An 18,433-nucleotide genomic window follows, 5' to 3' on the forward strand; every position below is an offset into this window, starting at 1 on the left:
TTCCAGAACTTTGCCATAGAGCATGGACTGAAAACTGAGGCAGTCCGGTTTATTGTGGGACACTCTCCAACAACTGTTGGGAAAGCTCATTACTACAACCTCAGGAAGTTGGCCAGAGATGAATATCGGAAACTGATTGACAAATTCTCAATCTAACCCCAACTGTGGATCGATTCCACCTCTTTTACTCCTCTCTTTCAGTAATCAGCAAATTAAATATACCATTGTATAACAATAACAGATATGGTAACTGAGAAAGGAAGGCTTGTAATCCCGGTTTCCCTCCCTGAAGGTCTGGTTAAGGAACTTGATGAGCTCGTAAAAAAGAAAGTATTTTCTTCAAGGTCTGAAGCTCTCAGATACGGTGCAAGACTCGTGGTTCTCCTTGAGAAAGGAGTCCATGCAGAGGCTGAAGATTACGCATACGAAATAATCAAGGAAAGGCTTGAAAGGAGAGTCAGGGATGTATCCGGACACTGATGTCATACTATCTCAGATAAAGGAAAAAGACTGGCTCAAAGATATCGTGAAAAGAAAACTCGAATCCATAGATGAGGAGTTTGTTACCTCTGCGATTACAATCGTGGAGTGTCAGATTGTGCTCGTAAGAGAATTCGGAAGGGATGAGGCAGTGAAGGTTCCTGAAAGAATCAAAGAGCTTGGTGTCATGATCCTTCCCCTAAGCAAGGAAGTTCTTGAAATTTCATCTGACTTGCTTGAGAGGTATCCAAAACTGAATGTTTTTGATTCGATACATCTGGCTCATGTAGTCCATGAAGGTGAAAGAATACTATCAACCGACAGGCTGTTTGACGAAGTTGAAAATATTGTCAGGGTGGATCCCTTAAAGTGAGTGATGCCGTTTGTCTTTTTCACCCATTAAATCCCAGTTATCACCTTAGAACGTGCTAAGATTGTGGTGCAAAAATCAGAATATTCCCCTTCCTTGGAACTCGAAAGAATTTTCGAACTCCTCGAGACATGGACCTGTCGAAAGATTGTTAGACGAACTGACCGGGTATCCCCGGTAACACCACATAGTTGGAGTGTATACATTGACAATATTCCGAAATAATTTCACCCTGTAAACAACCACACCATATCACCCCAGAAGCTTCAAGGGAGTGCATCCCTAACCTGTCCCAGTTTCCCGAAAATCGTCTCCTGGAGTTTCTGAAGTGGGTTAATCACCCATTAGCTTCCACTTCAAACACACAAGTGACGGGCCGGAGGGGATTTGAACCCCCGACACCGGGATTAAGAGTCCCGTGCTCTGCCTGGCTAAGCTACCGGCCCTTATCACTCCAACCCACTGAAGCGATTTATCAATTTTTTGGTGATTGATGCCGGACGGAATTCCGGTGAAAGGTGGGAAGAAAGTCCGGACGATATGCACTAAGCCCGAGGGGAAATCACGCTGACACTCGTTCTGAAAATGCAAATTCCCCCACCATTCAATCCGCCCCAAATTTTATAACCCCCTGAGATAATGACGGGATATGATATTCTCTCTGCTGAGGGACAGAGATGCGCAGTTTTTCATAATGTATGCCAGCTCGAAAAACGCAAACTTTCGCTATGCCACAAAATTCTGGATTCCCGATCCCGCATTTTACATGATAGGTGATGATGGCACGGAGCTGCTCGTTGTGAGCGAGATGGAAAAAAAGAGGGCAGAAAAGGAGAGCAGAGTTAGAGAAATCGCAAGCCTGAACGATCTCGGATTCTACGAGAAAATAAAAGAGGGCAAAAACGCAAAAGAAGCCCTCACCGAGACATATATTGAGCTGCTCAAAACACATCATGCCAGAAAAATCTTAGTTCCGGATGATTTTCCTGCATTCATCTACGAAAAGCTCGCTCAAAATTTTGATGTGGACGTGGTGGAAAATCCCTATGCGGACATGAGGAAAATAAAAACTCCAGAGGAGATAGAGCACATAAGGGACGTGAGCAACGCCATAATCGACGCTTTTGAGTTCTTTCTGAAACTGCTTGAGAAGGAGAGAGATTCTGAAAAGCTGAGAAACAGGGTTGAAGCATACCTGTACGAAAGAGGCTATCTTGCCCAGGACACGATCATTGCTGGAAAGGCAAGCAGTGCTTACCCTCACGACATCGGGCATGGGAAAGTTGAAGGCCATGTTATCTTTGACATATTCCCCGGAAGCAAAAAAACCGGATACCATTCGGACTTTACCAGAACAGTTGTAATTGAAGAGAATCGGGAAATTGAAGACATGCTGATGGCATGCATAGAAGCGAAAAACGCAGCGATATCCATGGTGAAAGAAGGTATAAGCGGTGAGGATATTCATTTCAGGGTTTGTGATATCCTCGAATCTTACGGATACAGAACAACAAGACAGAAGGCAAGAGAGGGCTTTATACATTCCACCGGACACGGAGTGGGACTTGAGGTGCATGAAAAGCCGAGAATATTTGATGGTGGGGAAGAACTTAAAGCAGGGATGGTCATAACAGTAGAGCCAGGCCTGTATTACGAAAAAGTTGGCGGTGTGAGGGTTGAGGATGCCGTCGTTGTTAAAAAAGGCGGGTGTGAGATATTAACGAAATTCGAAGATTACGTGAGGCTGGGAAGATGATGGAAAAGCATGTTGAGGCGGGAAAGATCCTGAAAACAGTTAGAGAAGAGGCGGTAAAGCTTATCCAACCAGGAACCAGAATGATTGAAGTTGCTGAGTTCGTGGAGAACAGAATAAGAGAACTCGGCGCAGAACCTGCGTTCCCGTGCAACATCTCGCTAAATGAAGATGCAGCACACTGCACGCCTTCAAAAAATGATGAGAGAGTATTTAAAGATGGAGACTTGGTTAAGCTGGACATTGGAGCTCATATCGAGGGCTATATCGCAGATACGGCAATAACCATCGATCTCGGAGATCATGAAGAGCTGGTAAGGTGTGCTGAAGAGGCACTTAAAAATGCCATCGAGATTATAGAGCCGGGAATAACCACGGCAGAAATAGGGGAGGCTATTGAGAACACCGCAATAGATTTCGGTTTCAGGCCTGTTTACAACCTAACGGGGCACGGTTTCATGCCTTACATCGCCCATGCCCCTCCGTCCATCTACAACTACAAAACAGAGAGAGGTGTGAAGCTGGAGGAAGGGATGATATTTGCCATCGAACCATTTATTACACCCGGAAAGGGAAGAGTCGTCGAAAGGAGTGAGGTCGAGATATATTCGGTTATTTCCAGCAGACCTGTAAGAATGAAAATGGCAAGAGAACTGCTCTCCGAGGTTGAGAAGTACAGAACGCTACCATTTGCGAAAAGGTGGCTTTCGAACCCAAGAGAAATAATAATATCGAAGCTCGTGAGGGATGGGATTTTGAGAGCATATCCCGTGCTTTCAGAGGTGAGCGGAGAACCCGTGAGCCAGGCAGAGCATACAGTAATTGTTACCGAGAGCGGAGCAGAGATCATAACTTGAACTTCTTTATGCCAGAAAAAACAGTGACAATATTTATTTCTCTCGAATTCGGGATGGGGTAGTCTCCATACCTGACGAGCATTTCGGGATTCATCCGCTCAATCGCCTTTATGCATTCAAACATTCCGTCCATTGTGATTTCATCAGGGTCTCCTGAAAAAACTACAAGAGCTTTTCTCGCGCTTTCTATCTCAAATCTCGCTCCAATGGTTGTCAGCGAGGTTTCATAAAGCCTGACCATCCTTTCAGTCCTTTCAGCAATTGTCGTGCTTGAACTCCTTGCCCTCAGCCTTCTAATAATCTTGAACGGCAGAATCTCTCCCGAAGTCCCGGTTACTGTTACTCCGTCCCCCGAAAGAGAATTGAGAAAGTCACTCGTATCAACGACAACCTCCCCGCTCAGCCGTTTTCTTGCATCAATTTCGCCCACGAGAGATAGCACGTTGAACGCCTTGAGCAGGTTGTGCTCAAATCCGGGTGTTTTTTCAAAAACAAACACATAGTCGAAAGAATTCATCAGTTTCTTCACCCTCAGAAGAGAGATCGAGACGCTTGAAGCATCCGAAAGTTCAGGAATCATGGCGATGCAGAGCCTTGGCTCCTCGGTTACAACTTCCAGCTCGTCTCCAAACCTCACTGCTGAATAGAAGGAAAATTCATCCTCCACATCGCATACAACCAGAGATGCTTCGTAAAGCTCGTTGAATGAGAGAATGCTGTTGAACGCGCTTCTGACGTCAACATCTCCATCTCTGAAAACGGTGTAAAATCTCCGCTTATCATCAACGTGCCTTATTGATTTGAGCTTATCAACGCTGTTCACGACTGCAAACGTCTTGAAAAGGCTGATGTTGTTTACCCTCGCACCCCTCGATGCAAAGAGATCTGCAATCCACACTGCATCCCCGGTCCCTATGGTCAGAAGTTTCATTCAGATTTGAATTTAATAATTCAATTTAAATTACTTTTCGAAACCGAAGTTGAGTTTCGCAGAATGTCAGGCTAACCGAGCCTCTCGAAAAAAGCATCTATGCCGCCAAAATTCCGGATTATCCTCATGTACAGGTCATCCAGTATTCTGCTCGATGCTCCCCAGACCAGTTCTCCGTCGCACTCGAAATTGGGTCCCCAGTCAGCAATTCGTCTCGATTTGAGAACGAGGTCGAGTCTGTCGACGAGAACCCTGTCAACCTCGGCATCATTTATTACAAATTCCGCTTTATCAATCACGCCCACCACAGGGTGAATTTTTATCCTGTGCTCAATAACCTCCTGAGGGGTCAGAAAGCCAAGAACCTCAACCTCTTCAGCATCAACACCAATTTCCTCTTCAGTTTCCCTCAAAGCTGTATCCACCGGGCTTTCATCTTCGTCCTTCATCCCACCGGGAAAGGCTATGTGTCCTGCGCTCCTGCTCAGTGTCTTTTTTCTCTTGATCATCACAATCTCAGGATGTTCCGAGTTTACAATCGGTATGAGTATTGCCGCAATTCTCTCGGTTCTCACATATTCGAGCGTTGAATCCAGGATGTTCGCAAGCATTTCATGCAATCTCACAGTCTAACTCCCTCGCCATCCTTTATAAGCCTTCCACAAATTTGAAGGGGACAGGTGTGAAGCACAGAATCCCGACCGCAAACGTTACCATTCCGAGAAAGAGATACCTCAGGGGCAGCGGACTGTCATCGTAAGGCTTTGGATGCCTCTGCATCGAGAAGAAGAATGCCAGTATTGCCCAGAAGAACCAGATTCCCCCCGAATCCTTGAAGAAATATCCTGCAGCGAGCAGAACAAACGGAAAAATCCTCGAAATCGCATCAGCCCTGTTTCCCAGCATCGCCCTCATCACATGCCCTCCATCAAGCTGGCCAACAGGGATTAGATTCAGAGCAGTAACAAACATCCCCACCCAGCCTGCAAAAGCGACGGGATGAATGTACTCACCGGTAAATCCAGCAACGCCTGCCACGAATCTGAAGAGCAGTGGCTCTCCGAGCATTATTCCACCGCCACCCTCAACACTCAGTTCAGGAACCGGCAGTTTCAGTCCTATATAGGTGACGATCAGTGCCGCCACGACTCCGGCAAGTGGACCGGAAGCACCTATCTCCAGCAATGCCCGCCTGCTCTTTATCACACCCCTCTGCCTGATTACGGCACCTAGGGTACCTATGATAGTCGGAAAGGGTATGAAGTAGGGCAATGACGCTTTCATCCCCCATCTCTTTGATGCGATGAAGTGACCCATCTCATGGCTTCCCAGAACGAACATAAGGGCAACTGCAAATTTCAGACCGAGAATTAAGTCAAATGAGCCGTAAAACGTGGATCCTGTAAACGTGATGCTCGCAAAAGTTGCGATGAACAGTATCACGTTCAACCTGTAACTCTCCTTCCTCCTTTTCAGTTCCAGAATGAACTCACCGAAATGTGTCTTCAACCTCACATCATAGTTCTCAGAGAGTTCCTGAAAGAGATACTGCACCTCCTCCGAATTGAGATTCACAAGAGGCAGGACATAATACCTCTCAAAATCATCTCCCCTTTCATGATGGTAAACATGAAAATACTTCTCAATCCTCTCTCTCAATTTCAATCCACCCCTCATCAGCATTGATTCTGACAAAATCCCCTGATCGAATCATGTTGAAACTGCTGGCTTCTGGCATATCCACCAGCGGGATTTCCGCAATTATGGCGCCAACAGCAACAATAGCCTCGCTTTTTTTCATCACAATCCCCGCAGGAGCGCATCCATTCTTTTTCATCCTCAGAAGGATGTACGTGCCGACAGTAGATCCCCTGCCTTCAGGAAAGACGAATATCTTCCCGGCTATGCTCTCACCATAAATATCGCTGTCCGAATCAACAATTACTCCGGTTTCGGGATTGACATCCCCCAGAAAGGATACCGGTTTTTTTGAAACAATCGCATAACCTTCAGCCCTGCCCCTTGAAATGCTCCTCACTCTGAGTTTCATTCGGCAGCCCTCCTTATGCATTCCTCAACAGAGCCAAAAATGGCCTTTACTCCCCTCAGTTTGGGCAGATACTCAAAAGCCTTTCCGCTATTGACCATTACACATTCAAACCTCTCACTCGCCGGTGAGACAACCATACACGTATCCGCAAAAACCCTGACTCCAAAGCCTCTTATTTTTTCGACAAGCTCAGCATACTCATTCATTACTGATCTCGACGTGAAGAGCCATACCTCTCTTTTAACCCTGCCATGTCTCTCGAGAAGGGTGTAAACCTCCTTAAGCTCATCAGGTGATAAATGAGGACATCCGATAGCTATGAGGTCTGGTTCACAGCCTCCAAGCTCTACATCCGGCTCGACCTCGATTTTTTCTGCAAGAATATCGAAATCTTCCCATTCAGGGGTCTGCCCCTTGACATGGAACATTCCTGCTCCACCGCTTGCGGCCAGTGCAGCACCAAACGCCTTGAGTTCGTCCTTAGAAAGCGTTCTGTCAAACTCCACAAAGGGGATGCTGGCACCAACCAGCTTCCCGACCTCGTATCCGGCATACGCAGGTTCAATCCCCCTGACAATTACTCTGATCTCCGGAGCCCTGTTTTCCTTTAAATGCAAACCATACATCGGGGTTTTACCGACAATCGCTGCGGCCAGGGCGGAAATTCCGCTCTCTCTGTTGGTTCTCGCCCCAATCACGGAGTTAGCATAAATCACGGCAGAGCTTTCCGCCCATGCAAGGTGGTCCCCATACGAGGGCGTATCGATGTAATAGGGAGTGCATGTAAGCGTCATTTCTACGCCCAGCCTCTTAAGAGCGCTGAGCACCATCATCTGCTTTTCATAAAATTCCTTGCCAATACCCATTTCTCGCCATTTCTCAATGTCCATGCCCGCAGGATTCACGTAACTCTTAACCGCAACTCTGGCGTTCAGGGATTCAAGCCATTCAAGCCCGGCATCGCCAATATTCCCGTAAGAAATTCCAGAAATTTGTGCAGATTTTATCTCCACGAGCCTTTCAGCCCCGTATATCTCTCCAAGAGCCACAAGAATTTCCATGCACTTCCTTACCGTTTCGTTCTCACTTTCGAGCAGCATTTCTTCATCCTTCGTGAGATACATTGAATGAAATTTCGGGGACAAAAATAAATCAGTTTCCATAAAGCATGGATGAACTTTTTATGTAGCCGTGCATATACCCTGCTGTGCAGCCACCTGAAGACCGGGACATGGAGCTGAGAGAACATCTTGCCGAACTGAAGGACAGGGTTACAAAGGGTATCATACCCTTTTTCCTGGCCACGGGAGCTTTTTTTTACTTTTCAGACAGAATACTGACATTCCTCTGGCAGCAGCTTTTCCCCGAAAAAGACATGGTCGTTTACACGCCTACCGAATACATGATTGCAAGAATTCTGATTTCCGCATTTCTCGCCTTTCTGGTAACATACCCCTGGATAATTTACCAGATATACCTGTTCATGAAGCCAGGACTCTATCCTCACGAGCGGGAGTTCGTCAGGAGGCTCGCACCATTCTCATACGTAACATTTGTAATAGGTGTTCTCTTTTCATACTACATAATTCTGCCAAAACTCTACAGCGTTACGGTTGTTGAGTACTTTGGTGCTGAGCCGTTTCTGTCAGTGAGAAAAGCTCTGAACAACGCGGTAAAGCTGTCCCTCTCCGTAGGGTTATCATTTCAGATTCCGGTTGTAACACTCATAGCCGTAAAGCTGGGGCTTGTCAGCCACAGGTGGCTGAGAGACAAACGACTGGTCGTGTATGTGGTCGTGTTCATCCTCGCCACAAACCTCACACTCGATTTTACAGGAGTTACCCAGATGATTGTGCTTGCGGCAGTTGTCGTGATGTATGAGATAAGTATATTAATAGCCAAGGTATTTGAGAGGGATACGCAATGAGGATAGTGATAGCTGGAGCCGGCGAGGTTGGATACAACATCGCAAAAGAGCTTGCTGAAGATTACGATGTCACGGTAATCGAGAGTGATCTATCAAAAGCCCAGGAAGTTGATAAGCTGAATGTGGAGGTTGTGATGGGAAATGCAGCAAACGTTGCTGTTCTCAAAAGAGCAAGTATTGAATCTGCAGATCTGTTTCTTGCAGTTACTGGCAACGACGAGATTAACCTGCTCTCAGCTCTGGCTGCAAAAAAGCTGGGAGTTAAAACCGTCATAGTAAGGGTAGACAAGCCGGAATACGCAGACAAACCGGTGATACGGAATCATCCTGTGGGATACGATGTCCTCGTATGTCCAAACCTCGTTCTTGCCAGTTATCTTGCAAGGCTGGTAACGATTCCCGGCTCTGTGGAATTTGCAGAGCTTGAGGATGCGATACTTGTGGAGATGGCGGTGAAGGAAAATTCGCTCCTCGCAGGAAAAACGATTGCCGATGCAGGATTCCCGAAAAACGTTATTGTTGCTGCCATACACAGAAAAGGCAAAATCCTGCTCCCGAGAGGAAATACAGAAATACTGCCCGGAGACATACTGGCAGTATTTGGAAAAAAAGAGGAAATTCAGGTTCTGAGGGGAGTGATAGGCGAGCCAGTTGTGAGAAACGTTTTCATTGTTGGTGCAGGCGAAATCGGTGTTTATACTGCAAAAATACTCGAAAAATCAAATCTGAACATCAAGATGATAGATCTGGATGAGAGCATCGCTGAAAGGGCAAAAAAGGAATTGAAGAGGACAAAGGTCATTGTTGGTAACGCGACCGACATAGACCTGCTAATGGAGGAGGAAATCGACAGGGCAGATATTGCAATCGTTGCCACCGAAAGCGATGAGAAAAATCTGCTCATCGCACTGCTTGCCAAAAGTCTTGGGGCAAAAAAGGCGTTTGTCAAGGTAGATAAAAAGGAGTACATACCTCTGTTTGAGAAGGTGGGTGTTGACGCTGCTGTCTCGCCAAGAAGAGCAACATACCTCGAAGTTATGAAACTCCTCAGGCTAATGGACATAAGGGCGATTGGAGAGGTGAAGGAGGGCGTCGTGGTTCTTGAGATCGAGAGCGGGATTGGAGGAAAAAAAGTCTCGGAGATAAAGCTCCCCGAAAGCACAATAATTGTCGCAATCAGAAGGGGAGGTGAGATCGAGATCGCCAAAGGAGATACCGAGATAAGCAAGGGAGATTTAGTATACATCATAACCACGTGGGAGAATGTAGAAAAGGTGAAAAAAAGGCTGGTGGCATGAACACCAAACTGGTGGTCAATTATCTGGGTCAGATTTCGATTTACTATTCTTTCATATTCATCCTGCCACTCATATCGGCCCACATATACGGGGAAGACCTTTCCGCATTCATAATACCCATGGTCATTTCGATGGCGCTCGGGATTGTGTTCTATGTCTCATCAAGGCCTGAGAGCGAATACGCAAAGTACAAGGAGGGTTACGCCATCGTGGGGCTTGGATGGCTCATAACAGTTCTTGTTGGCTCCATTCCGTACATCTACTACGGCGTGGGTTTCATAGATGCCTTCTTCGAGACCATGTCAGGATTCACGACAACCGGTGCCACAATTTTTGACAGAGTGGAAAACCTCCCCAGATCGCTGCTCCTGTGGAGAAGCTTAACACAGTGGCTCGGAGGTATGGGCATTGTCGTTCTCTTCGTTGCAATATTCCCCGCCCTCTCAAAGAAAGGAGAGACTCTGCTACAGGCTGAGGTTCCCGGACTGAAAATAGAGAAAATAAGGCCCAGGATGAGAGACACTGCATTAAGACTGTATGCAACCTACATGATACTGACCGTGCTTGAAATTGTGTTCCTGAAACTGCTTGGCGTTTCATTTTTTGATGCAGTAAACCACACCTTCACAACCCTGTCCACCGGAGGTTTCTCGACGCACACGGAGAGTGTTGCGTATTTCAACAGCCCGGCAATCGAGTTCATAATTTTCGTTTTCATGGTTCTCGGCGGTTCAAATTTCGTCCTGATTTATCTTTTGCTGACCGGAAAGCCAAAATTCCTCAGAGACGTGGAATTCAGGTTTTACATATTTATCCTCATACTCTCGGGAATCATACTGACAGCGATGAACCTGAGCAGCTATGATTTGCTTGAATCCATAAGATACTCATTTTTCCAAGTTGCAAGTATAATGACCACCACGGGGTACACCACAGCCGACTTTGACGCATGGGGCGACTCGGCAAAGATTCTGATTCTGATGCTCATGTTCATAGGAGGTTCGACCGGCTCAACGGGTGGAGGAATTAAGGTAATTCGAATATATCTGCTCTCCCTGTATTCCCTCAATCAGATTCTGAAAAGCGCCGAACCCAGATCCGTCAGGCTGATAAAGCTCAATGGAGAGGTGGTTGACTGGGACATACTGCACAACATCACAGCATTCTTCTCATTATATGTCCTGATCTTCGTCTTTTCAACATTTCTGGTGTCGCTTACCGGACTCGATGCAATATCATCCATCTCTGCAGTCTCAGCAACCATAAACAACGTTGGTCCAGGGCTTGGTGCAGTTGGGGCCACAGAAAGCTATGCCTCACTCCACCCCCTTGCAAAGGTCGTGCTTGCATTCAACATGTGGATTGGGAGGCTCGAACTCTTCACAGTCCTTTCGCTTTTCATACCTTCATTCTGGAGGGAGAGGTGGTAGTCAGCCAATAACTATCTTGAACACTCCCGGAACCTGAAGGAACTCATCCACGAGCTTGCCCGGTATCTTCGTTTCCGTCACCACCGTGAGCTTGCTTTCAACGCTGAGTTCGGGGTCTTCAGCAAGCATGTATCTTATGGATATTCCTTCCCTTGCAAGTATCTGGGTTACAGCAGAGACTATTCCCGGTTTCTGACTGTCCGCATAAACCTCAAGAACACCGAATCCAAGAATTCTGGCAACTTCAGCTATGTATGCAACAGGTCTGAGGGATGAAAAGACCTTCCTAAGCTCTTCGTCATCCTCTATGTTCTGGATGGCCGAGACCACAACCTTTCGGTCAACACCAACCGCATCGGCTATTTTTGTCGGGACGAGCTCAATATTGCCACAGTAGGCCTTACCATCCCTAACAGAGATGCCGAGCTTCAAGAATTCCTTTGCAACGGCTATCTGCGAGGGGTACCTCTCAAATTTTTCCCGAATTTTGCTCCACATGGTCTCACACCAGGTACCTTTCTATCTCATAAACTTTCTTCCCACAGTATTCGCATCTCGCCACAACGCCACCGCTGTTCTCTACTCTGAATCTGGCCAGGACCGGTTCCCTCGGATCGTTGGATATGCAGTTTCTGTTGGGACATTTGAGTATGCCCTCAACCCTTTCAGGCAGCGAAACCTTGAATTTCCTGACTATCTCGTAGTTCTCGATTATGTTTATTGTAGCTTCCGGGGCTATCAGAGAGATTCTGTTCAGCTCCTCCTCACCAATGTACTTTCCCTCCACCTTCACGATATCCTTTCTTCCCATTTTGCTGCTCTCAACATTCATAGCCATGCTGACCCTCTCTCTGCTCCCGCTCCTCACACCAATAATTCTCAGAACTTCGAGGGCCTTGCCTGAAGGGATGTGGTCTATGACGGTCCCATCCCTTATCTTGCTGATTGTGAGCAGATTCATAACAGCACCTCCGCAAGAATCGCCATTCTTACAGGCACGCCGTAAAAGGCCTGTCTGAAGTAAACAGCATTTCTCAGGCCGTCAACATCATAGGCAATCTCGTCAACCCTTGGCAGAGGGTGCATGATTATTGCATCGCTGTCTCCAAGCATCTCCGCAGTTATCCTGTAACTTCCGGCAACCTTTCTGTATTCCTCCTCATCAGGAAAGCGCTCTTTCTGAATTCTTGTTACATAAACTACACCCACTTCCTCGATAGCTGTTTTGAGGTCGCACTCCACAAAGTTGACATCCATTTCAAGCATTTCTTCCGGAAGCTTAAGGGAATCCGGAGACACGAGATATATCCTGGCGTTGAAGAGGGCAAGAGCTTTTATCAGGGAATGAACAGTCCTTGAATACTTCAAATCTCCTACAAGAGCGATTTTCAGATTGTCAAGCCTCGCCTCTTTCTTTATTGTATAAAGATCCAGCAGGGTTTGAGTTGGATGCTGTCCTGCCCCATCTCCTGCATTTATCACCGGAATACTGCATATCTCGCTTGCAAACCTCGCAGCCCCCTCTCTGTAATGCCTCAGCACTATGCAATCAGCATACTGCTCAACAACTCTAAGCGCATCTGCAAGACTCTCTCCCTTGGCAAAGCTTGAAGCCTCAAGGCTTCCAAGATTGATCACATCGCCCCCCAGCCTTTTCATTGCAGACTCAAAACTCATCCTTGTCCTTGTGGAAGGCTCAAAGAAGATGTTGGCAAGAAGTTTTCCCTCAAGGATCCTGAGTTTCCTTTCGCCTCTTGCAACATCCAGAAACTCATCAGCTCTTGAAAGAATGTGTTCGATATCCCCCCTGCTGAGGTCATCTATGGAGATGAGATTCCTGAATTTCGACATCAAAATCTGATTGAAGAGGATATATTTAAGCGCTTTGCAACCTCTTTAAAAGTGAAATCACTCCATCCAGGGTGTATTCTTCCGGAATCAGTGCCTTCACGCCGAAATTCTTGAGCTTTCCTGCCGTTGGCGGGCCTATCGCAACAGTTACAATTCTGTTGAGCTGTCCAACGACTCTTTCAAAAAGATTAATCTCTCTTGCATTTTCCATGAAGCTCTCAGCAATCATTGAACTTGAAAAAATCACTGCATCCACCCTGCCCCCGGCGATTTCCCTCACAGCCTCCTTCTGCATTGTGCCTTTCAGTGGCACTATTCTGTAAAGCTGATATTCCTTTAAATCACACACCTCTGAAAGTTTGTTCAAAACGGGGTCGCCCCTATCACTCCTCAGCAAATTTACCTTTTTGCCTGCAACCATTTCTCTGAATTCCTCATAAAGGGTTTTTGAATCATATTTCGAGGGAAGCAAGGACTCCCTGCCAAGAACATCCCTCGTTTTTGGCCCGATGGCTATTATTGTCCCCCTCAGAAGGTTCTTCTTCAGGGCTATTCTGGCTGCGGTCTGGCTCGTTATTACCGTGAAATCCGCATCCCTCACACTCACATCATTTTCCTCAATGCCTATCATCGGCACTGCCAGAACGTCATAACCCTGGCTCCTCAGGAGGTCCGCTGTCCCGCTCAGATATTCCTCAGGTCTGAATACAGCGACCCTCATTTCTGACAAACTCCAGAATGAATCTGACTATTCCACCAACGTCGTCTTTCTTGAAGACCGGATAGCCGTCAACATCAGCATCGCAAACCACGGCAAGAATTCTCCCATGAGTGAACCTGCCAATTTCTTCAGGCCGGTTTACCACGACAATCCTATCCTTTCCCGCTCTGCTGAACCCCTCTGTAAGAACAAGGTCGTAATCTCCGTCCAGATATCTCTCGAAAATCCAGTCAAGGCTGTCATTTTCGGCTCTTCTTATGAATGCCATTTTTACGGGAGATGAGACTATAACATCTGCACCGCTGCTGTAAAGCTTCCAGGAATCCTTACCCTCCCTGTCAATCTCAAAATCACCGTGTGCGTGGTGCTTTACAACCGCAACCTTCAGCCCCTCTTCCCTGAGCTTCGGAATGATTTTCGTGAGAAGTGTGGTTTTGCCGCTGTTTGAAGTACCAACAAAGCTTATCAGCCTCGTCATAGGAATCGCACCGTCTCCAGATTCATTGGGGCACGGGTTTCAACCCTGTAGGTCTTGTAGATTGCTGAGGCGAGTTCTATGCATTTGTTCTCATCACCGTGAATCGTTATAACCTTCTCAGGTTTCTGTTTCAGCGCCCGCACATAATTCAAAAGCTGTTTTCTGTCAGAATGTCCCGAAAACCCATCAACGGTCTCAACTTCCATATTGATTGTTACAACATCTCTCTTTCCTCCGGATGACGGTAGTGGCACCTCCTTCCACCCTTTCTGAATCCTCCTTCCAAGCGTCCCTTCAGCCTGATAACCCACGAAGACTATCGTGTTCCTTTCGTCTGGGGCAAAGGTTTTGAAGTACTCCATGACGGGTCCGCCATTGAGCATACCGGAAGTGGCCAGAATCACAGATGGTTCGGAGCTTTCTATAACCTCCTGTCTCTTGCCCGGAGAGTCCACCCTGACAAAGCTTTCACTTATGAACGGGTTAATACCCTGGTGGAAGATAAGGTCCCTCAGGTGAGAGTTGAGGTATTCGGGATAGGCCGTGTGGATGGCCGTTGCCTCATAGATCATCCCGTCGAGATACACAGGAACAGGCTCAAGTATCTCGTTCCTTATTGCCTCCTCGAGAACTATCATAACCTCTTGGCTTCTTCCCACCGCAAAAGTCGGAATGAGCACCTTTCCTCCACGTTCAATAGTTCTCTTTATGACCTCTATCAGTTTTTCCTCAGCCTCCTTTCTCGAAGGCTGGAAATCCTCTGCTCCACCATACGTCGCCTCCATTATGAGGCCCTCGATTCTCGGAAAGTTCGTGAATGCCCTGTCGAACAGCCTTGTTTTTTCAAACTTGAAGTCGCCGGTGAAGGCGATGTTGTACAGCCCCTCCCCCACATGGAAGTGTGCAATCGCAGAGCCGAGAATGTGACCTGCATTGTAGAATGTGAGCCTTATATCAGGAGTTATGTCCGTAACAACTCCGTAATCAAGAGGTATCGTGTGCTTCAAGGCCTCCCTGACATGCTGGGACTCATACGGAGTTGGATTCCCCTCTCTCGCTGCAACCTCGATAAAGTCGAGCTGAAGGAGGACCATAAGGTCTCTGGTTGGTGGCGTGAGATAAACCGGCCCCCTGTAACCGTATTTGAAGAGGATGGGCAGCAGACCACAGTGATCAAGATGAGCGTGAGTTATTACGACCGCATCAATACTGTCGAGGGGCTGAATTTCAGGCACATAGAAGTAAGGAGACTGATGAACATTTCCAACATTGACTCCGCAGTCTATGAGCACCTTGCTTTCAGGAGTTTGCAGGAGGTAGCAGCTCCTTCCAACCTCCCTCGAACCACCAAGAAACGTTACTCTGACCCACCTGTCCTCATAAATCGTCCCCCTGTGAATCCTTTCTCCGATTCTTTTGAGAATCTCCTTCCTCTCATCTTTTACATTTATTAGAAACTCCCTGACGTTTTCTATGGTCTTTGATTTAAGAGGGGCGGTCCTCACGGCTTTGGGACTCCATCCAACGGCCTTCATTATTTCTCTGAGTGTAACACCATTCTTTCCGATGACGATCCCGGGCTTCTCCGCCTCAATTATGACCTCACCATTCTCTTCATCAAAGAAAAATCCCGTAATCTGTGCCTCTTCAGGCACAATTTGCCTGATGATTTCCTTTGCTTCTTCTGGAGGTCTGAGGTTCTTTGGATCAGGTCTCACAATGATTCTCTTCCTCAGGTCTTTTGCAAGCCTCCTTACAACATCTCCAGCTTCGGCAAACTCCTGAAGATTGTCCACGTAAATTACAAGGAGCGGCCCCTCAAACTCAATGTTTTTAATTCTTACACTTTCCGGGACCAGCTCCCTGATTTTCTCCTTTAACTGCCTGATGTATTCCTTGCTTGACATGATACCCTAACCTGACAAAATAGATTTATTTTCTGAATTTTGAGAGAATCTGCTCAACTTCCTCTTTCCTAAGCTCATAATACATTTCTGGAGTTATTTTTACCACATCGATCCCATCACCGCTTGCAGAGTCTCTTTTCATTGCTGAGTTTATTGCCCTCACCGCAAGCTCAACTGCCTCATCCACTGTCAGACCCTCTGTGTAGGCATCTTCAAGCACACCGTACGCCATTGGAGAGCCTGAACCTGTCGCAACTATGTCTGTCTCCTCAATAGCTCCCCCAATAGGGTCTATGGAGAATACACTCGCACCATTTTCATCCACCCCTCCAATGAGCAGCTGAACAAGATACGGGAAGTACCTTGTTGAGTGGAGGAGATTAGAAGTCATGGTGGCTATCGCCCTAACCGTAGGTCTTTTTTCTTTCTGTGCCTCATAGAGATTCATCTCAACCTTGATAAGCCTCGCAAGGAACTGTGCATCACCAACACTTCCCGCAGTTGTCATCGCAACCCTGTCAGAGACCTGGTAGATTTTTCTGGCCCTCTTACTGGCAATGAAGTGACCCATTGTTGCCCTTTTCTCCGTTGCCATCACAACGCCGTCACGGCACACTATCCCTACGGTTGTCGTTCCTTTATACACCTTATCCTGTAACATTTCTGGCATCATAAACATCTCCTTTTTTCTGGATTTTTCGAAGAAAAGCCCGATGGCTGTAAACATTTTACCCAGAATGTTTTTAAGTTTTGCGTTTGATGTATTGTTATATGCATAACCGCCAAGATCAAAAGCACAAAACACACCCTGCAAGGGGTCATTTGCCTCCCTGCCCGAAAACCGTTAACCGGCAGAGATGGAAATCTAACTCCTCAGAAGAATCACATCCAAAACGTTGCTGTTTATCTCCCTTGCTTTTTCAAGGACTGTCTTTCTGTATTTTTCAGGATCAATCCCCCTCAGGATTTTTCCCCTCATCTCCGGAATCGCCCACTTGATAATCAGAGACGGCAGCCCGGCGATGACTATCTCCCCATCAAGCTCCCGAAGAGCCTTCTCAAAATAAACCCCCATGACGAACGGTTGAAAACCTTTCAGATTTTCTCTCGCCCACTTCCACCCCTTCCTGCCTGTCGTGAGCACCACGCGATCATACTGCTTGGCTATCATCACCTTGGCATCAACAAGCTCATCACACCAGGGTTCGACGAAGCCAGTGGTTCCGAGGATGGAAATCCCACCCTTTATTCCGATTCGGGGATTGTCCGTGAGAGTGGCTAAAGCATTACCTTTGGGAATAGTTATTCTGACTGAACCATCATAATCGTATTTTGCTCTTGTCATTTCGATATTTCTGAGAATTTGATTCCTGGCCGAGAGACTGACAGCAGGTTTTCGTCTGAACCTACCAATACCCTCTCCAAACTCGAGACTTTCACTCACCTCTGCTCTTATCTCAACACCGTCAGTGACATCAAACGAGTGGTCTCCAGAGAATTTTTTTGCCACTGCCACCCCGTTTTTTGCTTTAACTCCCACCTCGACATATATCCCGGCGGGAGTCCATACCTCGACCTTCTCACTTTCTCCGAAAAGGGATGCTATCGCTCCTATCGCCGAAGCTGAGGCGGTTGTCGCAGTTGTTATACCTCTCTTCAGCCATCCCCTGTGGGTGAGAATGTAAAGTCCTGACTCTATCCTGCTCCTCACTCTGTCAGGGCCTGTCTTCTCTGCCTCCCTTTCGACCCATTCCTCCGGGTAACTGTAAAGTTCAAGAGGGTCTTTCATAAGCAAGATTCACGAGGGCGTTGAACACGGCAACTGCGAGTGTCGAGCCACCTCTCGTGCCTGCGGTCGTGATTGACGGAATATCAAGCTCCCGGATCATTTCCTTCGACTCACTGGCATTCACAAACCCCACGGGCGTTGCTATGATGAACTTTGGCCTCACACCTTCCTGCACGAGATTGTAAAGAGCTATTGCCGCAGATGGTGCATTGCCCACAATGGCGATTCCTCCATCCACCTTTTCCCTCAGAGCGTACATTCCGCACATGGCTCTCGTAAGTCTGGTGTCATTCCCATGCTTAACGGCCACAAACACATCCCCTCTGAACCTTCTCCTGTTTATCCCCGCAGAAACCATGTTCACATCGCACACAACTGTTGTGTTCTCAAGCACCGCCAGTATTCCTGCCTCAACAGCGTTTCCTTTAAAAACGATTAGATCCTTTACATTCGGATCTCCGGTTGCAATTATGCACCTCTGAATGACTTTTTCTTCCAGAGTTTCTCCCCTGACATACTTCTCCACAATCCCGTAACTCTTCCTCACAATTTCGTCCGCATCTAACGTGACGTTGCCCATATCCTGCACAT

At 47.0% G+C, this 18,433-nt stretch carries 21 protein-coding genes, 1 tRNA gene and 1 pseudogene; 8 read left to right on the forward strand and 15 right to left on the reverse strand.

The window, feature by feature from the left end; all coding sequences use genetic code 11:
* Positions 1 to 12: 12 nt before the first annotated feature.
* The 3 genes and pseudogenes from GACE_RS12020 to GACE_RS08705 all read left to right on the forward strand — a co-directional run.
* Positions 13 to 156 (forward strand): annotated as a pseudogene (locus GACE_RS12020) (integrase); the annotation flags it as partial.
* Positions 157 to 243: 87 nt separating this feature from the next.
* Entirely contained in the window at positions 244 to 480 is a 237-nt protein-coding gene (locus GACE_RS08700; protein ID WP_048092766.1) for a ribbon-helix-helix domain-containing protein, read from the forward strand.
* Complete coding sequence (locus tag GACE_RS08705; protein ID WP_048092768.1) at positions 464 to 853, forward strand: type II toxin-antitoxin system VapC family toxin; 390 nt, start codon at positions 464 to 466, stop codon at positions 851 to 853. Before GACE_RS08700 ends, GACE_RS08705 begins: the two co-directional genes overlap by 17 nt.
* A gap of 369 nt (positions 854 to 1,222) precedes the next feature.
* On the opposite strand, the gene GACE_RS08710 is transcribed toward GACE_RS08705, so the two are convergent.
* Positions 1,223 to 1,296, reverse strand: a tRNA-Lys gene (locus GACE_RS08710).
* Between the two features lie 203 nt (positions 1,297 to 1,499).
* Here GACE_RS08710 and GACE_RS08715 point away from each other — a divergent pair.
* Together GACE_RS08715 and map are read left to right on the forward strand one after the other, a co-directional pair.
* Positions 1,500 to 2,606 (forward strand): M24 family metallopeptidase, encoded by a 1,107-nt coding sequence (locus GACE_RS08715; protein ID WP_048092771.1) that lies wholly within the window; start codon positions 1,500 to 1,502, stop codon positions 2,604 to 2,606.
* On the forward strand, positions 2,603 to 3,460 hold the full coding sequence (map, locus tag GACE_RS08720; protein ID WP_048092773.1) for a type II methionyl aminopeptidase: 858 nt from the start codon (positions 2,603 to 2,605) through the stop codon (positions 3,458 to 3,460). The genes GACE_RS08715 and map overlap by 4 nt, the downstream gene beginning before the upstream one ends.
* On the opposite strand, the gene GACE_RS08725 is transcribed toward map, so the two are convergent.
* The 5 genes from GACE_RS08725 to GACE_RS08745 all read right to left on the reverse strand — a co-directional run bounded on the left by GACE_RS08725 (position 3,450) and on the right by GACE_RS08745 (position 7,565).
* Positions 3,450 to 4,391: an FtsZ/tubulin family protein gene (locus GACE_RS08725; RefSeq protein WP_048092774.1), complete on the reverse strand. Its 942-nt coding sequence runs from the start codon at positions 4,389 to 4,391 to the stop codon at positions 3,450 to 3,452. The two genes, map and GACE_RS08725, sit on opposite strands and share 11 nt — an antisense overlap.
* Positions 4,392 to 4,462: 71 nt before the next feature.
* Entirely contained in the window at positions 4,463 to 5,017 is a 555-nt protein-coding gene (locus tag GACE_RS08730; protein ID WP_318249186.1) for an NUDIX hydrolase, read from the reverse strand.
* Positions 5,018 to 5,039: 22 nt separating this feature from the next.
* Positions 5,040 to 6,056, reverse strand: coding sequence for a site-2 protease family protein (locus GACE_RS08735; RefSeq protein WP_318249187.1), 1,017 nt, complete (start codon positions 6,054 to 6,056; stop codon positions 5,040 to 5,042).
* Positions 6,034 to 6,441 (reverse strand): DUF126 domain-containing protein, encoded by a 408-nt coding sequence (locus GACE_RS08740; RefSeq protein ID WP_048093829.1) that lies wholly within the window; start codon positions 6,439 to 6,441, stop codon positions 6,034 to 6,036. The genes GACE_RS08735 and GACE_RS08740 overlap by 23 nt, the downstream gene beginning before the upstream one ends.
* Positions 6,438 to 7,565 carry an aconitase X catalytic domain-containing protein gene (locus GACE_RS08745; protein ID WP_048092776.1) on the reverse strand — a complete coding sequence of 376 codons (1,128 nt, stop codon included), beginning with the start codon at positions 7,563 to 7,565 and terminating at the stop codon, positions 6,438 to 6,440. The genes GACE_RS08740 and GACE_RS08745 overlap by 4 nt, the downstream gene beginning before the upstream one ends.
* Before the next feature lie 83 nt (positions 7,566 to 7,648).
* Here GACE_RS08745 and tatC point away from each other — a divergent pair, with 83 nt between their 5' ends.
* The 3 genes from tatC to GACE_RS08760 are packed head-to-tail and all read left to right on the forward strand — an operon-like array spanning position 7,649 to position 11,096.
* On the forward strand, positions 7,649 to 8,368 hold the full coding sequence (gene tatC, locus GACE_RS08750) for a twin-arginine translocase subunit TatC (protein ID WP_048092778.1): 720 nt from the start codon (positions 7,649 to 7,651) through the stop codon (positions 8,366 to 8,368).
* Positions 8,365 to 9,666, forward strand: a complete 1,302-nt coding sequence (gene trkA / locus GACE_RS08755) for a Trk system potassium transporter TrkA (RefSeq protein WP_048092780.1) — start codon at positions 8,365 to 8,367, stop codon at positions 9,664 to 9,666. Before tatC ends, trkA begins: the two co-directional genes overlap by 4 nt.
* Positions 9,663 to 11,096: a TrkH family potassium uptake protein gene (locus GACE_RS08760; RefSeq protein ID WP_048093831.1), complete on the forward strand. Its 1,434-nt coding sequence runs from the start codon at positions 9,663 to 9,665 to the stop codon at positions 11,094 to 11,096. Before trkA ends, GACE_RS08760 begins: the two co-directional genes overlap by 4 nt.
* Here GACE_RS08760 and GACE_RS08765 read toward each other — a convergent pair whose 3' ends face one another.
* The 9 genes from GACE_RS08765 to GACE_RS08805 all read right to left on the reverse strand — a co-directional run bounded on the left by GACE_RS08765 (position 11,097) and on the right by GACE_RS08805 (position 18,422).
* Positions 11,097 to 11,594: an ACT domain-containing protein gene (locus GACE_RS08765; protein WP_048092782.1), complete on the reverse strand. Its 498-nt coding sequence runs from the start codon at positions 11,592 to 11,594 to the stop codon at positions 11,097 to 11,099.
* A 4-nt stretch (positions 11,595 to 11,598) separates the two neighbouring features.
* Positions 11,599 to 12,057, reverse strand: coding sequence for an aspartate carbamoyltransferase regulatory subunit (pyrI, locus tag GACE_RS08770; protein ID WP_048092784.1), 459 nt, complete (start codon positions 12,055 to 12,057; stop codon positions 11,599 to 11,601).
* Entirely contained in the window at positions 12,054 to 12,947 is an 894-nt protein-coding gene (gene pyrB / locus GACE_RS08775; RefSeq protein ID WP_048092786.1) for an aspartate carbamoyltransferase, read from the reverse strand. Before pyrB ends, pyrI begins: the two co-directional genes overlap by 4 nt.
* A gap of 25 nt (positions 12,948 to 12,972) precedes the next feature.
* Positions 12,973 to 13,668, reverse strand: a complete 696-nt coding sequence (locus GACE_RS08780) for a uroporphyrinogen-III synthase (protein WP_048092788.1) — start codon at positions 13,666 to 13,668, stop codon at positions 12,973 to 12,975.
* Positions 13,643 to 14,146: a molybdopterin-guanine dinucleotide biosynthesis protein B gene (gene mobB / locus GACE_RS08785; protein WP_048092789.1), complete on the reverse strand. Its 504-nt coding sequence runs from the start codon at positions 14,144 to 14,146 to the stop codon at positions 13,643 to 13,645. The genes GACE_RS08780 and mobB overlap by 26 nt, the downstream gene beginning before the upstream one ends.
* Positions 14,143 to 16,053: a beta-CASP ribonuclease aCPSF1 gene (locus GACE_RS08790; RefSeq protein ID WP_048092790.1), complete on the reverse strand. Its 1,911-nt coding sequence runs from the start codon at positions 16,051 to 16,053 to the stop codon at positions 14,143 to 14,145. The genes mobB and GACE_RS08790 overlap by 4 nt, the downstream gene beginning before the upstream one ends.
* 25 nt (positions 16,054 to 16,078) lie before the next feature.
* On the reverse strand, positions 16,079 to 16,714 hold the full coding sequence (gene psmB, locus GACE_RS08795) for an archaeal proteasome endopeptidase complex subunit beta (RefSeq protein WP_048093833.1): 636 nt from the start codon (positions 16,712 to 16,714) through the stop codon (positions 16,079 to 16,081).
* A 204-nt stretch (positions 16,715 to 16,918) separates the two neighbouring features.
* On the reverse strand, positions 16,919 to 17,842 hold the full coding sequence (locus GACE_RS08800) for a cobalt-precorrin-5B (C(1))-methyltransferase (protein WP_048092791.1): 924 nt from the start codon (positions 17,840 to 17,842) through the stop codon (positions 16,919 to 16,921).
* Complete coding sequence (locus tag GACE_RS08805) at positions 17,826 to 18,422, reverse strand: precorrin-8X methylmutase (protein ID WP_048092793.1); 597 nt, start codon at positions 18,420 to 18,422, stop codon at positions 17,826 to 17,828. The genes GACE_RS08800 and GACE_RS08805 overlap by 17 nt, the downstream gene beginning before the upstream one ends.
* Positions 18,423 to 18,433 lie beyond the last annotated feature (11 nt).

Origin of the sequence: Geoglobus acetivorans (genome assembly GCF_000789255.1) — an archaeon.
Classification (GTDB): Archaea; Halobacteriota; Archaeoglobi; order Archaeoglobales; family Archaeoglobaceae; genus Geoglobus; species Geoglobus acetivorans_B.

Bases quoted from the DNA above. Each gene is read 5' to 3' on its own strand.
- GACE_RS08725 (WP_048092774.1), bottom strand. From the start codon at position 4,391: ATGAAACTTCTGACCATAGGGACCGGGGATGCAGTGTGGATTGCAGAT.
- map (WP_048092773.1), top strand. From the start codon at position 2,603: ATGATGGAAAAGCATGTTGAGGCGGGAAAGATCCTGAAAACAGTTAGA.
- GACE_RS08800 (WP_048092791.1), bottom strand. From the start codon at position 17,842: ATGAAAGACCCTCTTGAACTTTACAGTTACCCGGAGGAATGGGTCGAA.
- mobB (WP_048092789.1), bottom strand. From the start codon at position 14,146: ATGACGAGGCTGATAAGCTTTGTTGGTACTTCAAACAGCGGCAAAACC.
- GACE_RS08700 (WP_048092766.1), top strand. From the start codon at position 244: ATGGTAACTGAGAAAGGAAGGCTTGTAATCCCGGTTTCCCTCCCTGAA.
- GACE_RS08745 (WP_048092776.1), bottom strand. From the start codon at position 7,565: ATGTATCTCACGAAGGATGAAGAAATGCTGCTCGAAAGTGAGAACGAA.
- GACE_RS08715 (WP_048092771.1), top strand. From the start codon at position 1,500: ATGATATTCTCTCTGCTGAGGGACAGAGATGCGCAGTTTTTCATAATG.
- GACE_RS08765 (WP_048092782.1), bottom strand. From the start codon at position 11,594: ATGTGGAGCAAAATTCGGGAAAAATTTGAGAGGTACCCCTCGCAGATA.
- pyrI (WP_048092784.1), bottom strand. From the start codon at position 12,057: ATGAATCTGCTCACAATCAGCAAGATAAGGGATGGGACCGTCATAGAC.
- GACE_RS08780 (WP_048092788.1), bottom strand. From the start codon at position 13,668: ATGAGGGTCGCTGTATTCAGACCTGAGGAATATCTGAGCGGGACAGCG.
- GACE_RS08740 (WP_048093829.1), bottom strand. From the start codon at position 6,441: ATGAAACTCAGAGTGAGGAGCATTTCAAGGGGCAGGGCTGAAGGTTAT.
- GACE_RS08705 (WP_048092768.1), top strand. From the start codon at position 464: ATGTATCCGGACACTGATGTCATACTATCTCAGATAAAGGAAAAAGAC.
- pyrB (WP_048092786.1), bottom strand. From the start codon at position 12,947: ATGTCGAAATTCAGGAATCTCATCTCCATAGATGACCTCAGCAGGGGG.
- GACE_RS08760 (WP_048093831.1), top strand. From the start codon at position 9,663: ATGAACACCAAACTGGTGGTCAATTATCTGGGTCAGATTTCGATTTAC.
- GACE_RS08805 (WP_048092793.1), bottom strand. From the start codon at position 18,422: ATGGGCAACGTCACGTTAGATGCGGACGAAATTGTGAGGAAGAGTTAC.
- trkA (WP_048092780.1), top strand. From the start codon at position 8,365: ATGAGGATAGTGATAGCTGGAGCCGGCGAGGTTGGATACAACATCGCA.
- GACE_RS08790 (WP_048092790.1), bottom strand. From the start codon at position 16,053: ATGTCAAGCAAGGAATACATCAGGCAGTTAAAGGAGAAAATCAGGGAG.
- psmB (WP_048093833.1), bottom strand. From the start codon at position 16,714: ATGTTACAGGATAAGGTGTATAAAGGAACGACAACCGTAGGGATAGTG.